Genomic DNA, 24,199 nt, shown 5'->3' on the forward strand with positions numbered 1-24,199 from the left:
CGTCCGAGAAACCGCGCATCGCGCGGTTTCTCGGCCCTCGGTCCAGGCCGTGCCTGGTCCGGGGTGAAGGGGGCGGACAGCCCCCTTCTGGGGTCCGGGGCAACGCCCCGGGCGCTACGACACCAGCCTCAAACGCCCTGCGCGTCCGCGCCCCAGATCACCTTGTGGAGCTGGACCTGCACGCGCACGACGAGGCTGTCCTCGAGCACCCAGGCCACGAGATCCTTCGGGGAGAGTTTGCCCCAGACGGCGGACGCGAGCAGCGTGCAGCCGAGTCGTGAGAGATCGCGTTCGCGGATCACGCCGCGCATCCACTCGTAGTCGGCGCGGTTGGCGAGGACGAACTTGATCTCGTCGCGCGGGCCGATGTGCGCGAGGTTCGACCAGCGGTTGCGATGGCTCTCGCCGCTGCCGGGCGCTTTGAGGTCCATGATCTTGTGGACGCGGGGATCGACGCGTGAGACGTCGGCTTCGCCGCTCGTTTCCACGAGGACCGTTCGTCCTGCGTCGCAGAGCTCGCGCAGGAGCGGGATTGCGCCGGGTTGCAGGAGTGGCTCGCCTCCCGTCAGCTCGACGAGCGGCGTGCCGAACGCGAGCGCCTTCTCTCGCACCTCGCCGCGTGGCATTCGCTTTCCGCCGTAGAACGCCTGCGTCGTGTCGCACCAGGCGCAACGCAGGTTGCAGCCGGTCAAACGCACGAACGTGCACGGCAGCCCGGCGAATGTGGATTCGCCCTGGATGCTCGAATAAATCTCGTGGACGACGAGGGTGTCTTCCTTCACGGCCGGGGACGTTCTTACCCTGCGGCCCCGCGCGCGCCAGGCCCGCCGCGAACCCGAGCGCCCGGCGAGCCGAGCGGGCCGTGTGTCGTGACACTCCCCGAGCCGATGCGATGCGTGACGCCGTCGTTCGTGAGCACGCGGAGGTAGCCTTCGCGATCGATGCCTGCGGCCGTACCCGAGACGCCTGAGATGTCGATGGGTACGCCGCGAAGGACGTCGCGGTGGTCGAGCTCGGCGAGGAAGGGGTCGAGTCCGTCGGCCTCGAAGGTGCGGACGGTGCGGCCGATCTCGGCGAGCAGACGCGCGGCGATCGACGAGCGATCGAGCCCGCGGCCGCCGAGCACGTGGAGTGAGGTCGCGCGGGAGGCGAGCTCCTCGGGGAACGAGGAGGCGTGCACGTTGAGCCCGATGCCTGCGATGACGGCGTCGATCGCGCCGCCGCGCAGGGCCGTCTCGACGAGCAGGCCTGCGAGCTTCTTGCCGTCCACGAGCACGTCGTTCGGCCATTTGACGCCGGCGCGTGGACCACTCGACGGGCTCGCCCCGAGCAGCTCGTCGACGACCCGCGCGACGCAGACGCCGAGGACGAGCGCGAGCGGTGGCAACGCTTGCGGCGCGAGCTTGGGGCGAAGGACGACGGACAGGTAGAGGTTTTCCCCGGCCGGCGAGTGCCATGCGTGGCCGCTGCGGCCACGGCCCTGGGTCTGCGCGTCGGCGAGGAACGACGCGCCGTGGGGCGCGCCTTTGGCTGCGGCGCGGCGCGCGTCGTCGTTCGTCGAGGCGGTGACGGGGGCGACGACGACGGGCCGGCCGATGCTCGCGCCGAGCCTTTCGAGCTCGGCCTCGATGCGGAGAGGATCGAGGTCGTTCAAAGCTGAAAATCGAGCCCGATGTCGGCTGCGGGCGCCGAGTGCGTGAGGGCTCCGACGCTGATCACGTCGACGCCGGCGCGCGCGAGCTCCGTGATGCGCTCGAGCGTGATGCCACCCGAGGCTTCGAGGATCGGCCGCGGCGTGAGGGACGTGGTGCGAGCGACGGCGCGGGCGACGTCCTCGGTCGAGAAGTTGTCGAGCAGGATGATGTCCGCGCCCGCCGCGATCGCCTCCTCGAGCTGCACGAGCGAGTCGACCTCGACCTCGATGCGCGACGTGTGCGGCGCGTGCGCCCGCGCGCGCTCGACGGCGCGGGTGATGCCGCCGGCCGCGACGATGTGGTTGTCCTTGATCATCACCGCGCTGCCGAGATCGTTCCTGTGGTTGATCCCGCCCCCCATGCGCACGGCGTACCGCTCGAGCGCGCGCAGCCCCGGCGTGGTTTTGCGCGTGTCGGTGATGCGCGTCCGCGCGCCTTTCGGCACGGCGTCGACATAGCGGCGTGTGACCGTGGCGATGCCCGTCATGCGCTGCACGAGGTTCAGCGCCGTCCGCTCGGACGCGAGCACGGCGCGGGCAGGGCCTCGCACGCGCCAGAGCGTCGTCCCGGCGGGCGCCTCATTCCCGTCGGGCACGAGCGTGTCCACCACGCAGCGCGGATCGACACGCGTGAACACGCGGCGAAACACCTCCGCACCGCAAGCGATCACGGCCTTGCGCGCGACGGCGGCGGCGTCGGCCAGCGCAACTGCGTCGACGCAGGCCTCGCCGGAGAGATCACCGCCGGCGAGGTCTTCTTCGAGCGCGCGATCGACGATGGCGTCGAGGATGGGGGGAGCAATCATCGGGCTCTTCTTACCACCGGAGCACGGCTGCGCCCCAGGTGTAGCCGCTGCCGAAGGCGGCCGTCAGCACGGTCGTTCCCTCCTTGATGCGGCCTTCGGCCACGGACTCGCTGAGGCCGATGGGGATCGTCGCGGCCGTCGTGTTGCCGTACCGCTCGATGTTGTGGACCACCTTCTCCGGCGGCAAACCGAGTTTGTCGGCCACGAACTGGTTGATGCGCATGTTCGCCTGGTGCGGGACGAACAGATCGATGGTGCCGATGTCGATGCCGGCCGCGGCGAGCGCCTCGCGGCTGACCTCGGGCATCTTCTCGGTGGCCCAGCGGAAGACCTGCTTGCCGATCATCTTCGGGTACTGCTCGCCCTTGTCGAGCATCTCGTGCGTGATCCGCGGGATGTGCTTCGACGCGGGCGCGGGGATCCAGAGATCCTTTGCGCCCGAACCATCGGCGTGCAGGTGGATCGACATCAGGCCGCGGTCGTCGGACGGGCTCGGGCCCACGAGCGCCGCGCCCGCGCCGTCGCCGAAGAGCACGGCCACGTCGCGGCCGCGCTCGGTGAACTCCACGCCCGTCGAGTGCACCTCGGCGCCCACGACGAGGATGTTCTTGTACGCCCCGGTGCGGACCCACGCGTCCGCGACGCTCAGCCCGTAGAGGAACCCCGAGCACTGGTTGCGGATGTCGAGCGCGGGCACGCCGGCGAGGCCGAGCTTGTCGCCGAGGAAGCAACCCGAGCCGGGGAAGAAGTGATCCGGGCTCAGGGTCGCGAAGATGATCATGTCGACGTCGGAGACCTTCCGCCCGGCGCGCTCGAGGGCCATGTGCACGGCCGGGACGGCGAGGTCGCTCGCGCCGATGCCGTCGTGCTCGATGTACCGGCGCTCCTTGATCCCCGTGCGCTGCTGGATCCACTCGTCGCTCGTGGGCATCATGCGAGCGAGGTCGTCGTTGGTCACCACCTTGGTCGGCACGTAATGGCCGACGCCCAGAATCGCTGAACGCATTCGTTGGCTCGTAATGCGACTCGGCCGGGTATCAAAGGCATAACGACCGACACGGTGCGTCAGCGGACGGAATACGTCCGACCGAGCGGACGCATCCTTGAACGAACTGCGAACGATTTTTTGCGGTGCCGCGTTCGCTCCGTCGCTCCATTTCGCGACCGTTCTCCGTCATGCTCGGACGGCTCTGGGAGGAAAGCAACGAACGATGGAAGGACGCCAAGCGAAGGAACGAGAACGAGATCCGCGAAAGCGCGAGCGCGCGGAGCTTTCGGCGGCGTGTCTGGGGCGAGAGCTCCGCGTACCGCTGCGAAACCCCTCGCGCATGTTGTGGGTGTTCGCGGTGCTTCTCGTACTCGGCTTTGCGCTCGGCCTCTCTGTCGGGATCACGCGTGGTGACAGGATCGGCCTCGGGCTCGCCGCGTTCGGCGTGGTGCTCCTCGCGTGTGGAATCTACGCGGGCGTACTGGCGAGGCGCTTCGGCGCTCGGCAGGACCTCGCGATCGTGCTCGGGCTGCGCACGCTGACGGTTCCGGCGCTGCCACTCGTGCGCGGCGGGACGGTGGAGATCGCGTACGAGGAGCTCGAAGACGTGACGCTCCTGCCCTCGGGCAACCGTCTCGTGCACGTGCTGCGCACGTCGGACGGCCTCGTGCCGCTCCTGCTCGACAGGCTCCCGCGCACGCAGAAGAACACGAAGCTTCCGCTGCGGATCCACGTGCGGGCGGCGCTCGCGCGCAGGCGTCCGCGGCTCACGGCGGCGCGGCTCGCAGCGGTGGAAGCACAGCTCCTCCACGAAGGTCCGAGCATCGGGGCGCTGGTGACGACGAAGGACGGCGAGCCGGAGGTGCTCTCGGTGCTGCGCGACGAAGCACACCTCGGCGCGTGGCTCCTCTCGGGTGAGCTCCCCGCGGACTACGAGATGATCTGCGCGCAAGACGTGCTCGACCCGCTCGGCGATGCGCTTCGGGACGCGATCGGCGCCATGGTCGACGTCGGAGGCAGCGCCGTGGCGGCGAAACAGACGAGCGCTGCGGACGGGGAGCGCTGAGCGAGCACCGCCTCGGCTCCACTTCCATAACCGCTTCCGTATCTGCTCGGGCCCTCGCCTCCGCTTCGTGGCCCGCCTCCGGGCGCGCCTCGTGGTACGCTTCCCCCATGGTTGCAGCACCCTCCATGCCCATCCCGCCGCCGATGTCGCTCGAGCAGTGGGCCGACATGGCCGAGGACGAGCCGGGGGAGCTCGTCGATGGCTACCTCGTGGAGGAAGAGGTGCCCAATCACGCGCACGAAGCGGTCGTCTCGTGGCTCCTGTTCGTCCTCATGTCCTGGGCGAGACCTCGGCGCGGGGTGGTGTTCGCCTCCGAGCACAAGATCGGCGTCGCGCCGACGCGCGGGCGCAAGCCGGACGTCACGATGTACCCGCCGGACACGCGCCTCGGCCTGGGGTCTTTGTCACGCAAGCCCCCGCGGCTCATCGTCGAGGTCGTCTCGCCCGATCCCCGCGACGTGCGCCGCGACCGCTTCGAGAAGGCGAACGAGTACGCGCGCTTCGGCGTACGGTCGTACTGGCTGTTCGACCCCGCCGCGCGCATCGTCGAGTGCTTCGACCTCGACCCCCAAGGGCGCTGGATCCGTGCTGTCTCCGCCGCCTCCGGGCAGGTGACCGTCCCGGGCTTCGACGACCTCGTCCTCGACCTCGACGATCTCTGGTCCGAGGTGGACCGCGTCACCGCCGACGACCCCGAGGACGACCTCGCCGCCCTCTGAGTCCGCCCGGGGCCCCTGCCCCGCCGCCTCACCCGCCACCCCCGATTTCCGCGCCCGTCTCCGTTTCCGCCCCGCCCATCCCGACGCCGGGAGCGCGGGCTCACGAATGCATCGCTGCCACAGGACGAAATTCTTTGTCGTTCGTCCATAGGGCTGTGACACTCTCCCGCGTCCAAAGTAGCGCCGCACAGGTCCCCATGCGCCCTCAGGTCGGCCAGGTCATCAACAACAAGTACCGGCTCGTCCGCGTCATCGGCGATGGCGGGATGGGCAGCGTGTACGAGGCGCGTCACGAGGTGCTCGGCACCACCGTGGCGCTCAAGTTCCTCCACCCCGAGCTCTCGCGACGCCAAGGCCTCGTGCAGCGCTTCCTCCAGGAAGCGCGCGTGTCGGCGCAGATCCAGAGCCCCCACGTCGTGCGGGTCAGCGACGTCGACCAGACGTCGACCGGGCAGGCCTTCATCGTGATGGAGTACCTGGAGGGCAAGACCCTCCAGACCCTCTACGAGGAGCTCTACCACGCAGGCCAGAGGCTCTCGTACGCCGACGCGCTCGAGTACGCGAGCCAGATGCTCGACGGCGTCGAGGCCGCCCATCGCGCGGGTGTCGTGCACCGGGACTTGAAGCCCGACAACGTCATGATCACCCGCGGGCCCAAGGGCGAGCCGCTCCTCAAGCTCCTCGACTTCGGCATCGCCAAGCTGAAGGTCACGGGCGAGCTCGATCGTGGCCTCACGCGGCCCGGCGTGATCATGGGGACGCCCGAGTACATGGCCCCCGAGCAGGCCTACTCCGCAGACGCGGTCGATGCCCGCGCCGACATCTTCTCGCTCGGCGTGATGGTCTTCGAGATGCTCGCCGGTCGAAGGCCCGTCGGAGGCGACGAGCCGCACCAGATCGCCTCGGCCTATCTCACGGGGCAGATCGCGCAGCTCACGGATCTCGCGCCGCACGTGCCGCCCGAGCTCGCGAGCGTCGTGCACCGCGCGATGGGGCCGAAGCCGCCCGATCGATACAACTCCGTCGCCGAGTTCCGGAGCGCGCTCGAGCCGTTCGCGATCGGCACGCGCAGCGGCGCCGCCGGCGCAGCGGTCGCCACACCCTTGCCAGGCGCCGTCACGCCGAAGCCCGCCGCCTCGCCCGCGGCCGCCGTGACGCCCGGCGGCGCCGGCTCCTCGCCCATCCCGAAGACGCTTCCCCCCACCGACGACAAACCTCCGCCCGGGGTCAGTGAACCTTCGATCCCGCCGCCCCAGGTCGGCGCGACGCCGCTCGGCGGGTTCGATGCGCCGCACCGGCAGCCCCACACGTCGATCGGCGAGCCCCTCGCCGAGAGCCTCACGCCAGGCCCGAGGTACGACGCCACGGCCCCCGCCGCGCCTCTCGCCTCGCACACGGCCCCGCCCGGCGCGTACGACATGTCGCCGCGGCCCGGCGGCACCGCGATCGGGCAAGCCCTCCCGGCCGGCGGCTACGGGCCCGTGCAGACGAACTACGGCGCAGCGCCGGGATATCCGCCCGCGAACGGCTACGCCGCGACGCCCGGCTACGGGCCCACCTCCCCGATGAACCCGATCGGGGGGCCGCCCGCGCATCAGACCCAGCAGAAGCGCAGCGGCGGTTCGTCGATCGCGCTGATGCTCTTGCTCGCGGCCGCCGTGACCGGCGTGGTCGTCGGCGGCGTGTACCTCGGGCAGAAGCTCACGAGCAAAGAGGAGAACGGCAGCGATCCCGTCTCGCTCCAGCAGCCGCCCTCCACGGTCGTCTCTTCGGACCCGGGGTCGCAGCAGCCGATCCAGACGACGGGCGTGGTGAACACGAACCCACCGATTCCGCAAACCACGGTGCCGAAGACGACGACCACGGTCGGCGGAACGAAGCCCCCGGGCACGACGAGCGGCGCGGGCACCTCGACGCCGCAGCCCTCGGCCTCGGGGAGCACCGCGCCGACGGGCATCCCGAACCCGTTCGGCTCGAACGGCATCCCGATCCCCTGGGGAAGCACGCAGATCCCGCTCCCCTTCCCCCTACCGGGCCAGCAGCCGACGGCGCAGCCGACGAACACCACGCCGGCCCCGACGGCCACGCCGACGCAGACCACGCCGACGCCGCGGCCCTCGACCAGCGGAAGCGGTCGGCCCCGCATCCGGATCCCGATCCCGGGGCAAAACCCCTGAAGAGTTCGTCCCCGCATGCAGCGCGTAGCTCGTGAGCCCAGGAGAACGTCGGCGAGATGAGCGAACAGCAAGGTGGTCCGCCGGGCGGGCCCTACGGTCCTGGAAAAACCATCGTTGGTGAGCCCCTGTTCGGCCCCGAAGGCCCGGGCGTCGCGCCGGCCCCCGGCATGCCCGCACCCGCGCCCGTCGCAGGCGCGCCCGTGCCCACCACGATGGTCGACGCCGGCCCCGCACAGGCCCCCGTCTACCCAGCCCCCGCGCCCCCCGCAGGCGCCCCGTTCGGAGGGGGATCGGGTACCCAGGTGGGTGGTCCGCCGCCGTATGGCGCGCCGCCCGCTGCAGGCCCGTACGGCGCGCCCATGCCCGGACCGGCTCCCTACGGCGCTCCCGCCCCTGGGCCGGCCCCCTACGGTGCTCCGGCCCCCTACGGCGCGCCCGGCCCGGGCATGGGAGGGCCGCCCGCGTACGGCATGCCGCCGCCTCCGCCCGTTCGAGCCGTCTCCTCCGGGAGCAGCGGTCCGCCGCTCGTCGCGATCGGGCTCGGCGCGGCCGTCGTCATCGGCTGCCTCTCGCTCGGCGGCTTTTTCCTCCTGCGCGGCGGTTCGAGCAGCACCGCCGAGGACGCCCCGATCGCGCCCGTCACCGCGCCCAGCGCCGTGACCGTCGCCTCCGATCCGCCGGCCACCGGCGACACGCCGTCCACGCCGCCGCCCGAAGCCACGGCCGAAGCGCCCACGCCGACGGAGCCAGTGCACACCACGTCGACAACGACAGCTCCGAAGCCCACGGCGACCGCGACGTCCACGAGCACCACGAAGCCGACGCCGACCACGACCACGACGACGCCCAAGCCTCAGCCGACGACCACGTCGACGAACCCGCCCACGCGCCCGACGGTCAGCCTGCCCGGCACGTCCTCTCCGTCGCCGAAGCCCACGACCACGACGAAGAAGAGCATCCCCAAACCGTTTTGAGCTCCTACGGAGCTGGCAGCGGCCCGAGCAGCACGCTCGCCACGGCCTCCGCGATCTCCTCGAACGTGCGCGGCGCGCAGAGCGCCACGTCCACCACCGGATGGCTCAACGCGAACCGCGCGTGCGCGCCGCCCGCGTCCCTCCGCGCCGGCGACACCACGACGCCCGGACGCTTGCCCGCGAGCGTCGCGAAGAGCTCGGCCTCGACCGCGCGGCGCGAGGACTCGTAGCGGATCGTGAGCACGTCCGGCGCGAGCTCGTCACAGAGCGACGCCGCGAGCGCGCCGTCGTCGCAAGCGATCCCGATCGCCCGCGCCTTCCCCTCGGCCCGGAGCTTCCGCATCGCGGGCCACGTCTCCCCGGCCGCCCAGAGCCGCGCGCGCACCCCGAGCAGGTGGAACACGTCCACGTGCCCGACGCCCATCCCACGCGTCACGAGCGCCCACTCCCGCGGCACCATCGCGCCGATCGGCACGTGCGCGCCGGCCGCGATCACCATCCGATCACGATGCCCCGCGCGCACGAGCCTGAGCACGCCCGCCGAGAGCGCGGGCCACAGGGGCGAGGCGACGAAGTAGTTCACCCCGAGCTCGTGAAAGGCGCGCTCGACCGTGTCCGCGTCGAGGCCGCCCGAGCCCACGAGCCCGAGCGGCGAGACGCAGAGCCCCGTCGAGCCGAACGGCTTCTGCGGAAGCGCGGTCGTCATGCCTGCCATCGCCGAGCGCGCCGAGCGCCTTCCCGCGCGGCGGCCGTTCGCCGGAACGTATCACGACCCGGAGCGCGCTCGGCGGCTCTCGGCGCGGGGCGCTTGATCGAGCGGCTTTCGTCGAATAGGAGGGGCCCATGATGGCCATCCGTCGTTTGGGTTCGCTCGCGATCGTCGCCCTCGGCGTCGTCACCGCCGCCTGTGAGAACAAGGTCCCCGAGCCGTCCGCGGAGCCTCGCGCTGCAGCGCCGCGCGAGCCGGAGAAGCCGGAGCCCGCGGACCTCATCAAGGAAGACATCACCGTCGGCACGGGCCCCGAGGCCAAAGAAGGCGACAAGGTCAAGGTCCACTACACGGGCCGGTTGCTCAAGACGAACTTCAAGTTCGACAGCTCCGTCGGCAAGGAGCCGTTCGAGTTCGAGCTCGGCAAAGGCCAGGTCATCAAGGGCTGGGACGAGGGCGTCGCCGGCATGAAGGTCGGCGGCAAACGCAAGCTCACGATCCCCTCGAAGCTCGGCTACGGCGACGACGGCAGCCCGCCCAAGATCCCCGGCAAGGCGACGCTCGTCTTCGACGTCGAGCTGCTCGAGGTCGTCTCCCCGAGCCGCGGCCCGGCAGACGGCAAGGGCGAAGCCGGCAAGGAAACGAAGGCGAAGGACGCGCCCAAGAAGTGACTCCAGCAGGCTGCTGAGACACGCAGCGAGCGCCCTGGAGCTAGGGAGGAGGACGCAGGAATACGCCCGTATTCCGAGGACGACGACCGACGATCCAAGGCGCGCAGCAAGTGTATCGGCAGCCTGCTCAGCGCCAGGCGACTTGGCGCAGATCCTCCCAGACTTCGCGCGCCGATTGATAACGGTAGGCGTCGCGGCGTCGGAGGAGCTTGGCGATCACGTTGCCGACGGGCGTGCCGAGGGCTTCGGCCTTCTTGCGCGGCGCGCCCTCGGAGATCTGCCGCGTGATCTCCGGATACGCGACGTCCACGTCGATCGCGGGCTGACCCGTGTGCATCTGGTACATGAGCAGACCGAACTGGTAGAGGTCGCTCTGCGTCGTCGTGTATCCGGCGGTGACGAGCTCCGGCGTCAGGATCTTGGGGTTCGCCACCTGCGGGCGGAACCAGCGCGTGCTGCCCTGGAGCTGATGGGCCACGCCGAAGTCCGTCAGCTTGACGATCGGGGATCGATCGAGCTGCGAGATGAGCACGTTGCCCGCGTGCAGGTCCGAGTGCACGACGCCGCTGTCGTGCAGGTACTGCAGCGTCATGAGGAGCTGGCGGCAAAGCTCGACGAGCAAGAGGTCCGAGAAGGGACGACCGAGCAGCGCGCGCAGGCTCGTGTCGCAGCGCTCGAGCGCGAGGTAGAAGAGGTAGTTGTTCTCGAACGCGTCGTGGATGTAGACGATGTTCGGATGGCGAAACTGCTCGAGGCGCCGTAGCTCCTGCGCCCACTCGTCCTTCACCGCCTGGTAGGACTTGTTCGCGGGGCGCAACATTTTGAGCGCATACCGTTGATCGAACGGTCCGATGCACTCGTAGACCGATCCGTACTGGCCGTCGCCGATGAGCGCACCGACGACGTAGGTGCCGCGCGTGGACGTGAGCGTCGTCCCCGGGACCGGAAACGGGATTTGATGCGAGCCGGTTTGATTCGACCAGTTCACGCGACTTCAATTTAACAAGAATCAGGCCGCCCGGGTCTCCTCCGCGCCATGCGCGCCCAGGGCGGCGCGGCGCAGAGCGTCAGACGCCTTCCTCTTCGCGCAGCATCTCCTCGATTCCCTCACGGTCGAGCCCGAGCGCCGCGCCGATCTCGTGGATCATGGCGCGCTCCGCGGTCGAGATCGCGCCGTCGGCCGTGATCACGCCGATCGCCAGGCTCAAGGCCACGCGGCAAGCGCTGGTGCTGCCGAGCGTCTGCCGCGCGCCCGCGAGCAGCGCCGCCGTGCCCGAGGCCTTCCGCGCCGCGTCGAGCCGCGTGATGAGCTGCTCCAGTTGCTCCGGCGTCACCTTGCGGTCCGTCAGCGACTGCACGCTCCGCGCGAAATGGCGCTTCTCCTCGGCGCCGAACTCGCCGTCGGCGTACGCAGCGAGGTACATGAGCTCGACGAGGGCCTCGAGCTTCGGTTCGTCGAGCGTGTGCGAGGATCGCAAGGAGATGGGCGGCATGTCCCCTTCCTACACCGTCCTCGCCGAGGCCAAAAGTCCGCTGAAAAGGCCCCGGAACGCCCCGGACGTCACGAACGAGGAAAACCACCGGCACGGGCGATCCGTGTGTCATCCTTCATGGATGCGCCCCTTCCATCAAGGCGCCGCCTTCTTGACGCTCGGGGCGCTCGCGCTCGCCGCCTGCGGCCCCGCGCCCGCGCCGAAGGCCCCGCCGACCGAGGATCTCGCGGCGCAAGACATCGACGACGGAAAGCCCGCGGCCGCGTCCGTCGCGCCCGCACCCGAGCCGCCCAAGCTGCGCCTGCCGTGCGGCGAGAACGATCTCGTGGGCTGCACGAACGGCTGCAACGACGCGATCGTCGAGGACTGCGTCACGCTCGGCGCGATGTACATGCGCGGCGATGTCGTGCGCACCGACCCGTCGCGGGCCATCGACCTCTTCCGCGGCGCGTGCACGAACGGCAGCGCGCGCGGCTGCATCAAGCTCGGCGACCTCTACCACGACGGCACGCTGAAGGACGATCCGACCGAGGAGGTGACGCTCTACCGCAAGGCCTGCGACGCGGGCGCGAACCGGGGCTGCCTCGCGGCCGGCAAGGCCTACCTGGAGGGGCGCGTCGTCGGCGCCGACCCGGTCTTCGCGGCGACGCTCTTCACCCGCGTCTGCGAGCGCGGCAACGCCGAGGCCTGCCTCGAGCTCGGTCGGCTCTACGTTCGTGGCCACGGCGTGCGCAAGGATCCGGCCCGCGCGACCGTGCTCTTCACGAAGGCCTGCCAGCTCGGGCTCGACGAGGGGTGCCTCACGGCCGATCCGTCGGGGGAAGTCGCGCCGCCACGTCAGTGAACGGCCCTCGCGTGGTACGTTCGCCGCGATGAAGGCCATCGTTCTCGCCGGCGGCAAGGGCAGCCGTCTCAAGCCGTACACGGCGCTCATCCCGAAGCCGCTCATGCCGATCGGCGAGCAGACCATCGTGGAGATCCTCCTCCGCCAGCTCGCGTACCACGGCGTGAACGACGTGACCCTGTGCACGGGTCACCAGGCCGGCCTGATCGAGGCCGTGCTCGGCGAGGGTAGCCGTTACGGCGTCAAGCTCTCGTACCGGCGCGAGGAGCAGCCGCTCGGCACGATCGGGCCGCTCCGCGCGATCGCCCACGAGCTGCCCGAGCGGTTCCTCGTGATGAACGGTGACATCCTCTGCGACCTCGATTTCGCCGAGCTCGCGAAGAAAAGCGCCGAGGCGAACGCGCCGCTCACGGTCTGCGTGTTCGAGCGCGCCACGAAGATCGACCTCGGCGTGCTGGAGCTCGACCCCGAGGGGTCTGTCACCGGGTTCCGGGAAAAACCGACCTACTCGTTCTGGGTGAGCATGGGCATCTACGCGATGAGCCGCGAGACGCTCTTGCGCTTCGTGCCGGAAGGCGTGCCGTTCGGCTTCGATCAGCTCATGCACGCGCTGCTCGCGGCGCGGGTGCCGATCCAGACGCACCCCTTCCGCGGGCACTGGCTCGACATCGGGCGCAGCGACGACTTCGCCGAGGCGCAGGACGAGTTCGAGCGCAATCGCCCACGTTATTTGCCTGAAACGAAGGCGTAACGGGCCGGCCCGACCATACGTTCGGGGACAAACCAATCGTCGGCGCCCCCCTCGACGCGGACCTGCCTGGCCCCACGTGGAGGGTGGAGGCGGCGATGCGGCCGGCGGGGTTTTCCCCCGGATGCTCGCCCGCTGGGAGGAGTGTCCGTCATGGCACAGCAAAAAAACCAGGGGAACCAGGGCACCGAGGAGAAAGGCTCGATGACCGTGGAAGAAGCCGGCCGGATGGGCGGCCAGCGCGTGCGCGAGCTCGTCGAGGAAGGCAAGCAGGCCGAGGGCGAGCAAGGCGGTGAATCATCCCGCTCGGGCCAGCAGCAGCAAGGCGGCGGCCGCGGAAGTCAGAGCCGCTGAGTTTTTTCGGGAGCCTCCCCACGCCCCACGAGGCGAGCCGCGGTGGCCCGCTTCGTGGGGCTTTTTGCGGGGATTTTTCAGGCCCGCGCGATCGTCAGGACGAGCGCTTCGCCGTCGACGTTGAGCTCGCGCCGCTCGCCGCTCACGGTCGAGCCGCCGATCTCGAACGAGCGGACGAGCGCTTCACGCGCGATCTCGTCCTTGGCCGCGCGCGTGACGCGGAGGACGCGCTCGCTGCCCTCGATGGCGAGCGCGATGCGGTCCGTGAAGCCGAGCGAGAGGTCCTTCCGTAGGCCCTGCACGCGCGAGAGGATCTCGCGGGAGAGGCCGTCGTCGCGGAGCGCGTCCGTGAGCGCCGTGTGGAGCACGACGACGCCGGCCTTGCCGCCGGCCGCGGCGAAGTCCTTGCCGGCCTCGACCACGACCTCGATCTCCTCGGGCCCGAGCGAGACCTTCTCGCCGTCGAGCTCGAGCTCGATGGCGCCGCGCGTGACGAGCTCGGTGCGGAGCTCGGCAGCGTTCGCCTTGGCGAGGACCTGCTTGGCGAGCTGCACCTTCTTGCCGAGCTTCGGCCCGAGGGCGCGGAAGTTCGGTTTGAGCACGTACCGAACGGCCTCGCCCTCCTGCCCCGGCTCGAGGAAGCGGACCTCCTTGACGTTGAGCTCCTCGGCGATGAGGGCCTCGTGCTGCGCGAGCGCGCGGCGCATGGCCTGGTTCGAGACGATGACGTCGGCGCGCGCGAGGGGCTGGCGGACCTTCAGCTTGTTGAGGGTGCGGACCTGGAGGCCGAGGCTCACGAGCTCGCGGACGGCGCGCATCTCGGCCGCGAGGCCCTCGTCGATCGCGGCGAGGTCGGGCTCGGGGTAACTCGTGAGGTGTACGCTTTCAGGCTGGGACGTGGGCCAGGGGCCGCGGACGAGCGTCTGGTAGAGCTCGTCGGCGAGGAACGGCGTGAACGGGGCCGTGAGGTGCGCGATCGCGACGAGCGCCTCGTACAGCGTGAAGTACGCGTCGCGCTTGTCGGCGAGGGCCTCGGCCGAGACGTCCTCCGCGGGCGACCAGAAGCGCGCGCGGCTCCGCCGGACGTACCAGTTCGAGAGCGCGTCCACGAAGTCGACGAGCCGCTGCGCGGCCTCGTAGAGGCGGTAGTTGTCGAGGTGCTGCGTGACCTCGCGGGTCGTGAGGGCGAGCTCGGAGAGCAACCACCGATCGAGCAAGCTGCGCTCGCGTGCCGGCCGGTAGCCCTCGCTCTTCGCGAGATCCGCGGGCGAAACGCCGCGGGCATCGGGGTTGCCGCGCGCCGGATCGAAGCCGTCGATGTTCGCGTAGATCGCGAAGAACGACCACACGTTCCGGATCTTGATCGCGTACTCCTTTTGCGCGGCGCGAACGTTCGTCAGCGAGTGACGCGTGTTCGTCCACGGAGGCGAGGACGCGTAGAAGAACCAGCGGAACGCGTCGGCGCCGGGCGCGGGCGTCGAAGGATCCTCGACGAAGACGCGGTTTTCCTGGGGAAGCCGCGGCACGTCCTTCGGCAGAACACGGAGGGCGTCGCGGGCCGGAGCGAGCCCGAGGGCCTCGATGTCCGACGTGTGCATCACGATGACGCGGCGCGGGAACTTGCCCATGCCCGACGTCGGCCGGAGCGTGATCTCGAGCGCCTCGTTCGGACGATCGGCGCGGTAAAGTTTGACCTTGGCGCTGTCGCCCTGGAGATCGAGGCCTTCGTAGTCCTCGCGCGCGATGCGGGCGACGCCCTGCTTCACGTCACGCTGATCCTTCAGCGGGTCGTCCTGATCGGAGCAGACCGCGAACTCCATGCTGACGCGGTCGAGGATGACCTCGGGCGGCGTGTAGTTGCCCTTCTGCTTGCTCTCCTTCTTGCCCTCGCGATCGCCGACGTGCCCGAGCACCACGCAGGTCTGGTACGGGTGCGGGAAGCTGCGGATCCTCGAAAGGCCCAGGGACTTCTGCGTCTCCTCGTCGAAGACGAGCGTCGAGATCATGAGCAGCGAGTAGAACCAGCCGCGGGTCTGATCGATCGCCTCGCTGATGAAGTCGGCCGGGAAGGCGCGGTCGAACTTCTCCTTCGAGCCTTCCGCGTGCGGAAATCCCCACTGCGCGAAGGGCATCGCGCCCGAGTCGAACCAGCAGTCGATGACCTCGGAGACGCGCCGGTAGGTGCCGGGCTCGCCGGGCTTCTGGTAGGTGATCTTGTCGATCCAGGGCTTGTGCACGAGCAGGTGCTCGGCCGTCTTCGGGTGCGCGCCCGCGAGCTCGCGCTCGACCTCGGCGACGTTGTTGCCCGGCCGCGCGCGCAGCGTGTTCACCGAGTCGATGGCCTCCATCGCGCCCGTCTGGTCGTTCACCCAGATCGGCAGCGGCGTGCCCCAGTAGCGCTCGCGCGAGAGCGCCCAGTCGACGTTGTTCGCCAGGAAGTCGCCGAAACGGCCGGTTTTGATGTGCTCGGGCAACCAGTTGACCGTCTGGTTGTTCTCGATCGCCTTGTGGATCAGCGCCGTCGTGCGGATGTACCAGGCCGGGCGGGCGTACTGGATGAGCGGGTCGTCGTCCGCGCGCCAGCAGAACGGATACTCGTGGCGATACTGCTCCGCGTACACGAGCTTGCCCGCTTGCCCGAGGTCCTTCTGGAGGTCCTTGTCGGCGTCCTTCACCCAGCGGCCCGCGTATTTTCCCGCCTCGTTTGTGAACGTCCCGTCAGACGCCACGACGTTCAGCAGCTCGGGGGGTTTGATGAACCGCGCACTGTCTTTGCGGTAGGCGTTGAAGTCATCCTCGCCGAAGAACGGCGCGAGATGGACGATGCCCGTACCCGCGTCGAGCGTCACGAAGTCCGCAGCGAGCACCCTCCAGTACTCAAAGTCCTTGCCTCCACCAACGAGCGGCGCCTCAGCGTCCCAGAGCGCTTCGTACGTGTTGAACGGGGGCCGGTAGCGCTTGCCGACGAGCGCCGATCCTTTGGTGGTCGAAAGAACCGGCAGATCCTTGCCGAGCTTCTTCGCGAGCGCCTCGCGCAGGCCCGCAGCGATGACGAGCTTGCGATCCCCAGCGTCGACGACGACGTAGTCGAAGTCCGCGCGGACCGCCGCGTACATGTTCGAAGGCAACGTCCACGGGGTCGTCGTCCAGACGCACAGCGCCGTGCCAGGCTCGTCGACGAGATCGAACGCCACAAAAACGCTGGGATCGTCGACGGTCTTGTAGCCCTGACCGACCTCGGCGCTGGAGAGCGCCGTCCCGCCCTGCGCCCACCACCAGACGACCTTGTGCCCCTGGTAGAGCAGGCCCTTTTCGTAGAGCTTCGCGAGCGCCCACCAGACGCTCTCGACGTAGCTCCGGTGGTACGTGACGTACGCGTCGGGCAGGTCGACCCAGAAGCCGATCTTGTCCGTCAGCTTCTCCCACGCGTCCGTGTAGCGGAAGACGCTCTCGATGCAGCGCGCCACGAAGGGCTCGACGCCGTACTTCTCGATGTCCGCCTTGCCGTGGATGCGGAGCTCTTTCTCGACCTCGACCTCGACCGGCAGGCCGTGCGTGTCCCAACCGGCTTTGCGGGGCACGTCGTAGCCGCGCATGGTCTTGTAGCGAGGGAACACGTCCTTCACGGCGCGCGTGAGGACGTGGCCGTTGTGCGGCATGCCGTTCGCCGTGGGGGGCCCCTCGTAGAAAACGAACGTGCCCTTCGACGGGCCCGTGGCGCGCGTCTCGGCCGAGAGCGTCTTCTGGAAGATGCCCTCCCTCTTCCAGAACGCGAGGATCTCGGCCTCGTCTCTCGGGAAATCGAGCTCGGGCCTTACGGTCTTGAAGAGGTTTTTCCGGGAAGAGTCGCGGCCTGACATGGTCGGCTGCGCTTAGCACGTTTCGCCCGAGGAGGGCGTCGAGCGCGCTCGCTTCCCACGTTTCCAGGCCATATCAGGGGGCCGCGGGGACGGGCGCCCCGAGCTCGGCGAGCTCCTGCCGAGCGCGCTCGGCCAGGCGGCTCGAGGGGTAGCGGGTCGCGAGGAAACGCAGCGTGGTGATGCGCGCCTCCTTGTCGCCCCGCTCCCGGAACTGCTCGGCGAGCTGATAGAGCGCGTCCTCGGGCGGCTCCTCCATGGCCTTCTCGGGGTCGGGATCACGCGCGCATTGAAACGGGGCAGTGGCGAGAGCGCCGAGGACGAGGGCCGCGGCCGGCGCGCGAAAGAGCGGGAGGAGCACAGAGGCATCGTCGCCGGGCCGATTCCGCTGTCAACGATCCCGTGATCTTCGTGCAGCCGGGACGATCGGTCGGTGGTCGGGCCAAACGGTACAGCAATCATTGAAATTGCGACTGGTTTCGGTTCGTTGCGTAACGTCGCATGCCACGCGGGTATGTCGCGGCGCGATCCGAGGACCAGAGGCCTCAGTTGAGGCCCGGGGTTGCTGCCGACAAGCCTCACCAGAATTGGGCGAAGAACGTGTTTTGGCCAGATCGTTTGTGGTCCGTCGCGGGCACAGTCCGTGTATAGGTAGGGTCGCGTGTCCGCTGCCGCCGGAGACATACAGCAGCGACGCGGCGGACATCTTCGGGTCACTCCAGGGCGACGTCTTCCGTCGAGCCTTCCTTTGGCGGACTCCGACACGAAAATTCGAGAGGTCAATCACGCGATGCGAACTTCCAAGGGATATAGGTGGCTGCTCTGCGCGGCGGCGCTGGGGTCGATCGCGGGCATCGCCGCGCCGGCAAGTGCGGACGATCTCGCCATCAACCGGTTCTACCCCGCCCCGGCCGGTGATCGGCTCTTCGGCGCCCAGTCGCCCTATGTGAACGGCGATCTCACGCCGCACGCCGCGCTCATCGTCGACTACGCGCACAACCCCCTCGTGCTGCGTCGCCAGAGCGACGACGAGTCGCTCGGCTCGGTCGTGAGCAACCAGCTCTATTTGCACCTCAACGGATCGTTTGCGCTGTTCGAGCGGCTGCTCGTCAACGTCGACGTGCCGGTCGCCCTCTATCAAAACGGCGAGAATCCTACGAACACGCTCGGCATCAGCTCGCCGAGCGGCGCCGATTTCGGCGACCTGCGCCTCGGCCTCCGCCTGCGCGTCCTCGGCGACTACGACAGCATCTTCCAGCTCGCGATCGGCGGCTACGTCTGGGTGCCGACCGGCACCGGCGCGTTCGTGACGGACAACAGCGTCCGCGGCCTGCCCCAAGTCATCGTGGGCGGTAAGCACGACCGGTTCGTGTACTCGGCCGCGATCGGCCCGGAGATTCGCCCCGACCAGAACTACTTCGGCAACGTCCTGCTCGGCACGACGTTCGTGGCGGGCGGCGGCATCGGCTTCCTGCTCGGCGAGGAGCGTAACTTCCAGCTCGGCCCCGAGTTCAACATCGTCGCCTCGATGCGCGAGACCACGCGGCAGAGCCTCAACGCCGAGGCGCTCCTCGGCGCGAAGTACCGCTTCGCCGAGAACTTCGAGGCGGGCGTCGCCGCCGGCCCCGGCCTCGCCTCCGGCATCGGTACGCCGGACTTCCGCGTCGTCGGCTCGCTCGCGTACACGCCGAAGTGGAAGGCGAAGGACACGGACGGCGACGGCATCGTCGACAAGGAAGACGCCTGCGTCGACGTGAAGGGCGTGAAGCACTCCGACCCGGCGAAGAACGGCTGCCCGGCGGATCGCGACAACGACACGATCCTCGACGAGCAGGACTCCTGCCCGGATCTCAAGGGCGTGGCGAACGCGGATCCGAAGAAGAACGGCTGCCCGCCGGACAGCGACGACGACGGGATCTACGACGACAAGGACGCCTGCCCGGACGTGAAGGGCGTGTCCGATCCCGATCCGGCGCGCAACGGCTGCCCGCCCGACAAGGACAAGGACGGCATCATCGACGCGCAGGACGCCTGCATCGACGTGCCCGGCGTGTCCGATCCCGATCCGAAGAAGAACGGCTGCCCGCCGGACAAGGACAACGACGGCGTGTACGACGCGCAGGACGCGTGCCCGGAGATCCCCGGCATCAAGACGAACGATCCGGCGACGAACGGCTGCCCCGGCGACACCGACGGCGACACGATCCGCGACGACAAGGACGCCTGCCCGAACGAGAAGGGCAAGCCCGATCCGGATCCGAAGCAGAACGGCTGCCCGAAGGCGGTCCGCGTCACCGAGACCGAGGTCATCATCCTGCAGCAGGTGCAGTTCGACACGGCCAAGGCGACGATCCGCAAGGTCAGCGATACGCTGCTCGACGAGGTCGCGGCCGTGCTCAACGAGCACCCGGAGCTCGTCAAGGTCGAGGTCCAGGGCCACACCGACAGCCGCGGCTCGAAGCAGCTCAACACGAAGCTGTCGCAGGCGCGCGCCGACGCGGTGAAGGCCGCGCTCGCCAAGCGCGGCGTGAGCGCGGATCGCATGACGACGATGGGCTACGGCCCGGATCGGCCCGTGGGCGACAACGCGACGGAGGAGGGCCGCCAGGCCAACCGCCGCGTGCAGTTCGTCATCCTCGAGAAGAAGATGAAGGACGGCTCGATCAAGAAGTACGAGAACGTCGCGCCGCCTGCGCCGCCGCCCGCCGCGCCGAAGGGTGCGGCTCCGGCTGCGCCGAAGGGCGCTGCGCCGGCCGCGCCGAAGGGTGCTGCCCCGGCCGCGCCGAAGGGCGCCGCTCCCGCGCCTGCGGCACCGAAGGGCGCCGCTCCCGCGCCTGCGGCACCGAAGGGCGCCGCTCCCGCGCCCGCCGCGCCGAAGAAGGTTGCTCCGGCTCCCACCAAGAAGTGAGGAACGCGGGGCGCCCGCGAAAGCGGGCGCTCCGTATCAACCGCGGTCCGGAGGCTCGAAAGGGCCTCCGGACCCCTACCTTCATCACCTCGGCTCGCTCCCGTGAGGTGCGCGCAGAGGTCTGCGTGGCGCTCGGACTTTGGAATCCGCGCCACCTCACAAGAGGACGGTCGGTCGGGCCGTCGAGCAATCCGTTGGAACACCAAAGGACTGCGACAAGGGACCAGACATGAGAAAACATTTGCTTTTGGCGGGACTCGCGAGCGTCACAGCGCTCGGGATCTCGGCCCGCGACGCGGCTGCCGCGCAGAACCTGCGCGTGCAGGTCGATCAGAAGGGCGACTTCCTCCTCATCGGCAACACGCTCGGCCACGACTGCGCAGGCAACCCGCCCGCGCCCGTCGTCGGCAACGTCGGGGCGTGCGGCAACAACGCGACCACGGACAGCGGCATCGACATCCTGTGGCGCTCGGATTCTCCGATGGACGGGCAGGCCGAGGCGAACACGGGCATCACGGTCGCGAACGCGCGGAGCACCGCGATCCTCACGATCCCGGCGGGCGCGACGGTCACGCACGCGTTTCTCTACTGGGGCGCGACGCGGGCCTCGGCGGGCGCCGACACCACGGCCACGATCGATCGGCCGGGCGGCTTCAGCCAGAACGTGACGTCGATCCAGAGCTACACGACGACGCAGAACAACGCCTATCAGAGCGTCGCCGACATCACGTCGATCGTGCAGGCGCAAGGGTCCGGCGCGTATCGCGTCTCGGGCGTGGACGTCGAGAACCCGGTCGGCCAGGGGGCCGACGACGAGACCACGTTCGCCGGCTGGTACATGATCGTGCTCTACGAGCGCGCCTCGGATCCGCCGCGCAACCTGGCGATCTTCGACGGGCTCGACATCGTGGCCCAGAACAACCCGCAGAACGTGACGCTCTCGGGCTTCCTCGTCCCGCCGGCGTTCGCGAACGCGCGGCTCGGCGTGGTCGCGTTCGAGGGCGACACGACGCTCACGGGTGACTCGTTCTCATTCGGCGCTGCCCCGCCGCTCTCGAACGCGCTGAACCCGGAGACGAACTTCTTCAACCGCACGCGGTCGAACGTAGTCGCGGGCGTCGCGGTCCCCGTGACGGTCGTGGGTGACCTGCCCCAGCTCGCCGGCACGGCCGGCAGCATGGGGGGCATGGACATGGACATCGTGGACATCACGAACAAGCTCATGCCAGGCCAGAAGTCCGCGCCGATCGCGGCGACGAGCACCCAGGAGCAGTACTGGCTCGCCGGGTTCGTGACCTCGATCCCCACGTACAAGCCCGATTTCTCGACGTCCCTGAAGTCGGCCGTCGACGTGAACGGCGGTGCGCTCCTGCCGGGCGACGTCGTCGAGTACACGATCGTCGCGACGAACACCGGCAACGACACGTCGGTAAAGACCGTGCTGACGGATCCGATCCCGATGGGCGTGACGTACGTGCCGGGCTCGATCGAGATCTCGTCGGGTCCGAACACGGGCGCGAAGACGGACGCGCTCGCCGACGATCAGGCCGAGTACGACGCCGGCACGAACACGGTGATCATCCGGCTCGGCACGGGCGCGAACGAGACGACCGGCGGAACGATGCTCGTCGGCGACACGACGACCGTGAAGTTCCGCGTCACCGTGAACGCGAACGCGTCGGGCACGATCAACAACCAGGCGACCATCACGGCCGAGGGCCAGCAAGGCGCGCCCTCCGAGGAGACGCCGACCGACGGCAACGGTCCGACGAGCGGCGAGCCGCCGACGCCGATCGTGATCGATCAGTGCGAGTCGGACATGAACTGCATGGCGCCCACGCCCGCCTGCAACGTGGCCGCGACGCCGAACACCTGCGTCGAGTGCGTCACCGACGTGCACTGCGGCGGCGCCACGCCGACGTGTAATGTCATGACGAACAAGTGCGTCTGCGTGGCCACGGGCGCGGAGATCTGCGACGGCCTCGACAACGACTGCAACGGCACCATCGACGACAACTTCAACGTCGGGATGGCGTGCTCGGCCGGCGTCGGCGCTTGTGAAAACGCGGGCGTGTTCGCGTGCTTGCCGAACGGCACCTCGGCCTGCAACGCCTTCCCGGACGAGCCCGGCATCGAGACCTGCAACGGCATCGATGACAACTGCGACGGCACCGTCGACGACGGCTTCAACGTCGGCATGGTGTGCTCCGCGGGCGTCGGCGCCTGCATGGCGTCGGGCGTCATCGCCTGCACCGCGCCGGACATGGCCGCTTGCAACGCGGTCCCCGGCACGCCCGGGACCGAGATCTGCGGCGACGGCATCGACAACGACTGCGACGGCCAGGTCGACGTCAACTGCCAGGACTCCGACGGCGACGGCATCTCCGACGACGTCGAGACCCAGAACGGCACCGATCCGAACGACGCGGACTCCGACGACGACGGCGTGAGCGACGGCGACGAGCCGCAGTGGAACGTCGACACGGACGGCGATGGCCTGATCAACGCGCTCGATCCGGACAGCGACGACGACGGTCTCTTCGACGGCACCGAGCTCGGCAAGGACTGCGCAAACCCGGCGACGGATCCGGACGCGCAGAGCTGCCGCGCCGACGCCGATCCGAGCACGACGACCGACCCGCTCGACGCGGACACGGACAACGGCGGCGTGCCCGACGGTGACGAGGACACGAACCTGAACGGCAAGATCGACGAGGGCGAGCGGGATCCGAACGATCCGGCCGACGACTCGAACGCGCCGACCGACAGCGACGGCGACGGCCTGAGCGACGATCTCGAGGAGCAGATCGGGACGAACCCGAACGACGCGGACTCGGACGACGACGGCCTGCTCGACGGCGAGGAGCCGAACCCGAGCGCGGACACGGACGGTGACGGCCTGATCAACGGGCTCGATCCGGACAGCGACAACGACGGGCTCTTCGACGGCACCGAGAGCGGCAAGGACTGCTCGAACCCGGCCACGGACACGTCGAAGAACAAGTGCATCGCGGACGCGGATCCGAGCACGAAGACCTCGCCGCTCGACGCGGACACCGACGACGGCGGCGTCATCGACGGCTCCGAGGACGAGAACCGCAACGGCGCCGTGGATCCGGGCGAGCTCGATCCGAACGATCCGTCGGACGACACCACGAAGCCGGACACGGACGGCGACGGGCTGACGGACGACTACGAGAACGAGATCGGTACGGACCCGGAAGATGCGGACTCCGACGACGACGGCGTGATCGACGGCGAGGAGCCGAACCCGACCGACGACACCGACGGCGACGGCGTCATCAACGCGCTCGATCCGGACAGCGACGGCGACGGCCTGAAGGACGGCACGGAGATGGGCAAGAACTGCTCGAATCCGGCCACGGACCCGGCGAAGAACAACTGCGTCGCCGACGGCGACAACGGCGCCACGACGACCTCGCCGGTCGATCCCGACACCGACGACGGCGGCGTGAACGACGGCGACGAGGACACGGACAAGGACGGCGTGGTCGATCCGAACGAGCGGGATCCGAACGATCCGGCCGACGACAACGTCGTTCCGCCCAAGGACTCGGACAACGACGGGCTGACGGACGACGAGGAGGCCGATCTCGGGACCGACCCGAACGACGCGGACTCGGACGACGACGGCGTGCCCGACGGGCAGGAGCTCAAGCCCGGCGAGGACACGGACGGCGACGGCAAGGTCAACGCGCTCGATCCGGACAGCGACAACGACGGCCTGAAGGACGGCACCGAGCTCGGCTTCGATTGCTCGAACCCGGCCACGGACGCAGCGGCAGAAAACTGCGTTCCCGACGGGGACAAGGGCGCGACGACGACCGATCCGCTCGACGCGGACACGGACAACGGCGGCCTCAAGGACGGCGAGGAGGACACGAACAAGAACGGCGTGGTCGACTCGGGTGAGAGCGATCCGCTCAATCCGGCCGACGACGTCCGCGACGGCACGATCCTGACGGGCAACGGCTTCTGCGCCGCGCGGCCTGGCAACGATGGCGCGCCGGGCGTGGGCTTCCTGCTCGCGCTCGCAGCGGGCACGGCTCTCGTTCGCCGCCGCAGGCGCAACTAGCGCCGCAGGAAGCTCTCCGAGCGCGGAAGGCCGCGCCTGGGAGCGATGAAGCGCCGCGGTCCTTTCGGGGGCCGCGGCGCTTCGTTTTTGCAGAGG

General features: G+C 69.4%; 19 protein-coding genes. 10 read left to right on the top strand and 9 right to left on the bottom strand.

Going from position 1 to position 24,199, the window contains the following annotated elements; translation table 11 throughout:
* Positions 1-128: 128 nt before the first annotated feature.
* The 4 genes from QHF84_RS36250 to QHF84_RS36265 are packed head-to-tail and all read right to left on the bottom strand — an operon-like array spanning position 129 to position 3,505.
* Positions 129-782 (bottom strand): radical SAM protein, encoded by a 654-nt coding sequence (locus QHF84_RS36250; RefSeq protein WP_281318105.1) that lies wholly within the window; start codon positions 780-782, stop codon positions 129-131.
* Positions 783-796: 14 nt separating this feature from the next.
* On the bottom strand, positions 797-1,654 hold the full coding sequence (locus tag QHF84_RS36255) for a biotin--[acetyl-CoA-carboxylase] ligase (RefSeq protein ID WP_281318106.1): 858 nt from the start codon (positions 1,652-1,654) through the stop codon (positions 797-799).
* A complete protein-coding gene (gene nadC, locus QHF84_RS36260) occupies positions 1,651-2,499 on the bottom strand; it encodes a carboxylating nicotinate-nucleotide diphosphorylase (protein WP_281318107.1) in 849 nt (282 codons plus the stop codon). Before nadC ends, QHF84_RS36255 begins: the two co-directional genes overlap by 4 nt.
* Positions 2,500-2,509: 10 nt before the next feature.
* Positions 2,510-3,505 carry a beta-ketoacyl-ACP synthase III gene (locus QHF84_RS36265; RefSeq protein WP_281318108.1) on the bottom strand — a complete coding sequence of 332 codons (996 nt, stop codon included), beginning with the start codon at positions 3,503-3,505 and terminating at the stop codon, positions 2,510-2,512.
* Between the two features lie 205 nt (positions 3,506-3,710).
* Here QHF84_RS36265 and QHF84_RS36270 point away from each other — a divergent pair, with 205 nt between their 5' ends.
* From QHF84_RS36270 to QHF84_RS36285, 4 genes are all read left to right on the top strand, one after another.
* Positions 3,711-4,553, top strand: a complete 843-nt coding sequence (locus QHF84_RS36270) for a hypothetical protein (RefSeq protein ID WP_281318109.1) — start codon at positions 3,711-3,713, stop codon at positions 4,551-4,553.
* Between the two features lie 107 nt (positions 4,554-4,660).
* Positions 4,661-5,272 (top strand): Uma2 family endonuclease, encoded by a 612-nt coding sequence (locus QHF84_RS36275; protein ID WP_281318110.1) that lies wholly within the window; start codon positions 4,661-4,663, stop codon positions 5,270-5,272.
* A 197-nt stretch (positions 5,273-5,469) separates the two neighbouring features.
* Positions 5,470-7,449 (top strand): serine/threonine protein kinase, encoded by a 1,980-nt coding sequence (locus tag QHF84_RS36280; RefSeq protein ID WP_281318111.1) that lies wholly within the window; start codon positions 5,470-5,472, stop codon positions 7,447-7,449.
* A gap of 56 nt (positions 7,450-7,505) precedes the next feature.
* A complete protein-coding gene (locus QHF84_RS36285) occupies positions 7,506-8,423 on the top strand; it encodes a hypothetical protein (protein WP_281318112.1) in 918 nt (305 codons plus the stop codon).
* A 4-nt stretch (positions 8,424-8,427) separates the two neighbouring features.
* On the opposite strand, the gene QHF84_RS36290 is transcribed toward QHF84_RS36285, so the two are convergent.
* Positions 8,428-9,129 carry a hypothetical protein gene (locus tag QHF84_RS36290; protein WP_281318113.1) on the bottom strand — a complete coding sequence of 234 codons (702 nt, stop codon included), beginning with the start codon at positions 9,127-9,129 and terminating at the stop codon, positions 8,428-8,430.
* A gap of 137 nt (positions 9,130-9,266) precedes the next feature.
* On the opposite strand from QHF84_RS36290, the gene QHF84_RS36295 reads away from it, so the two are divergent.
* Complete coding sequence (locus QHF84_RS36295; RefSeq protein ID WP_281318114.1) at positions 9,267-9,803, top strand: FKBP-type peptidyl-prolyl cis-trans isomerase; 537 nt, start codon at positions 9,267-9,269, stop codon at positions 9,801-9,803.
* A gap of 127 nt (positions 9,804-9,930) precedes the next feature.
* On the opposite strand, the gene QHF84_RS36300 is transcribed toward QHF84_RS36295, so the two are convergent.
* Both QHF84_RS36300 and QHF84_RS36305 read right to left on the bottom strand, forming a co-directional pair.
* Positions 9,931-10,791 (bottom strand): serine/threonine-protein kinase, encoded by an 861-nt coding sequence (locus QHF84_RS36300; RefSeq protein WP_281318115.1) that lies wholly within the window; start codon positions 10,789-10,791, stop codon positions 9,931-9,933.
* Positions 10,792-10,870: 79 nt separating this feature from the next.
* Positions 10,871-11,296 carry a tellurite resistance TerB family protein gene (locus tag QHF84_RS36305; RefSeq protein ID WP_281318116.1) on the bottom strand — a complete coding sequence of 142 codons (426 nt, stop codon included), beginning with the start codon at positions 11,294-11,296 and terminating at the stop codon, positions 10,871-10,873.
* Positions 11,297-11,417: 121 nt separating this feature from the next.
* Between QHF84_RS36305 and QHF84_RS36310 the strand changes: the two genes are divergently transcribed.
* The 3 genes from QHF84_RS36310 (at position 11,418) to QHF84_RS36320 (ending at position 13,242) form a co-directional block, all read left to right on the top strand.
* Entirely contained in the window at positions 11,418-12,140 is a 723-nt protein-coding gene (locus QHF84_RS36310; RefSeq protein WP_281318117.1) for a tetratricopeptide repeat protein, read from the top strand.
* Between the two features lie 28 nt (positions 12,141-12,168).
* Entirely contained in the window at positions 12,169-12,891 is a 723-nt protein-coding gene (locus tag QHF84_RS36315; RefSeq protein ID WP_281318118.1) for a nucleotidyltransferase family protein, read from the top strand.
* A 150-nt stretch (positions 12,892-13,041) separates the two neighbouring features.
* Positions 13,042-13,242, top strand: coding sequence for a hypothetical protein (locus tag QHF84_RS36320; protein ID WP_281318119.1), 201 nt, complete (start codon positions 13,042-13,044; stop codon positions 13,240-13,242).
* A gap of 77 nt (positions 13,243-13,319) precedes the next feature.
* Here the strand turns inward: QHF84_RS36320 and ileS are convergent, their stop codons facing one another.
* Entirely contained in the window at positions 13,320-17,102 is a 3,783-nt protein-coding gene (gene ileS, locus QHF84_RS36325; RefSeq protein WP_281318120.1) for an isoleucine--tRNA ligase, read from the bottom strand.
* A 73-nt stretch (positions 17,103-17,175) separates the two neighbouring features.
* Positions 17,176-17,460, bottom strand: a complete 285-nt coding sequence (locus QHF84_RS36330; protein WP_281318121.1) for a hypothetical protein — start codon at positions 17,458-17,460, stop codon at positions 17,176-17,178.
* Positions 17,461-17,889: 429 nt separating this feature from the next.
* On the opposite strand from QHF84_RS36330, the gene QHF84_RS36335 reads away from it, so the two are divergent.
* Together QHF84_RS36335 and QHF84_RS36340 are read left to right on the top strand one after the other, a co-directional pair.
* A complete protein-coding gene (locus tag QHF84_RS36335; protein ID WP_281318122.1) occupies positions 17,890-20,007 on the top strand; it encodes an OmpA family protein in 2,118 nt (705 codons plus the stop codon).
* 229 nt (positions 20,008-20,236) lie between these two features.
* Entirely contained in the window at positions 20,237-24,103 is a 3,867-nt protein-coding gene (locus QHF84_RS36340; RefSeq protein ID WP_281318123.1) for a MopE-related protein, read from the top strand.
* Positions 24,104-24,199 lie beyond the last annotated feature (96 nt).

Origin of the sequence: Polyangium sp. y55x31 (genome assembly GCF_029946505.1) — a bacterium.
Taxonomy (GTDB): Bacteria; Myxococcota_A; Polyangia; order Polyangiales; family Polyangiaceae; genus Polyangium.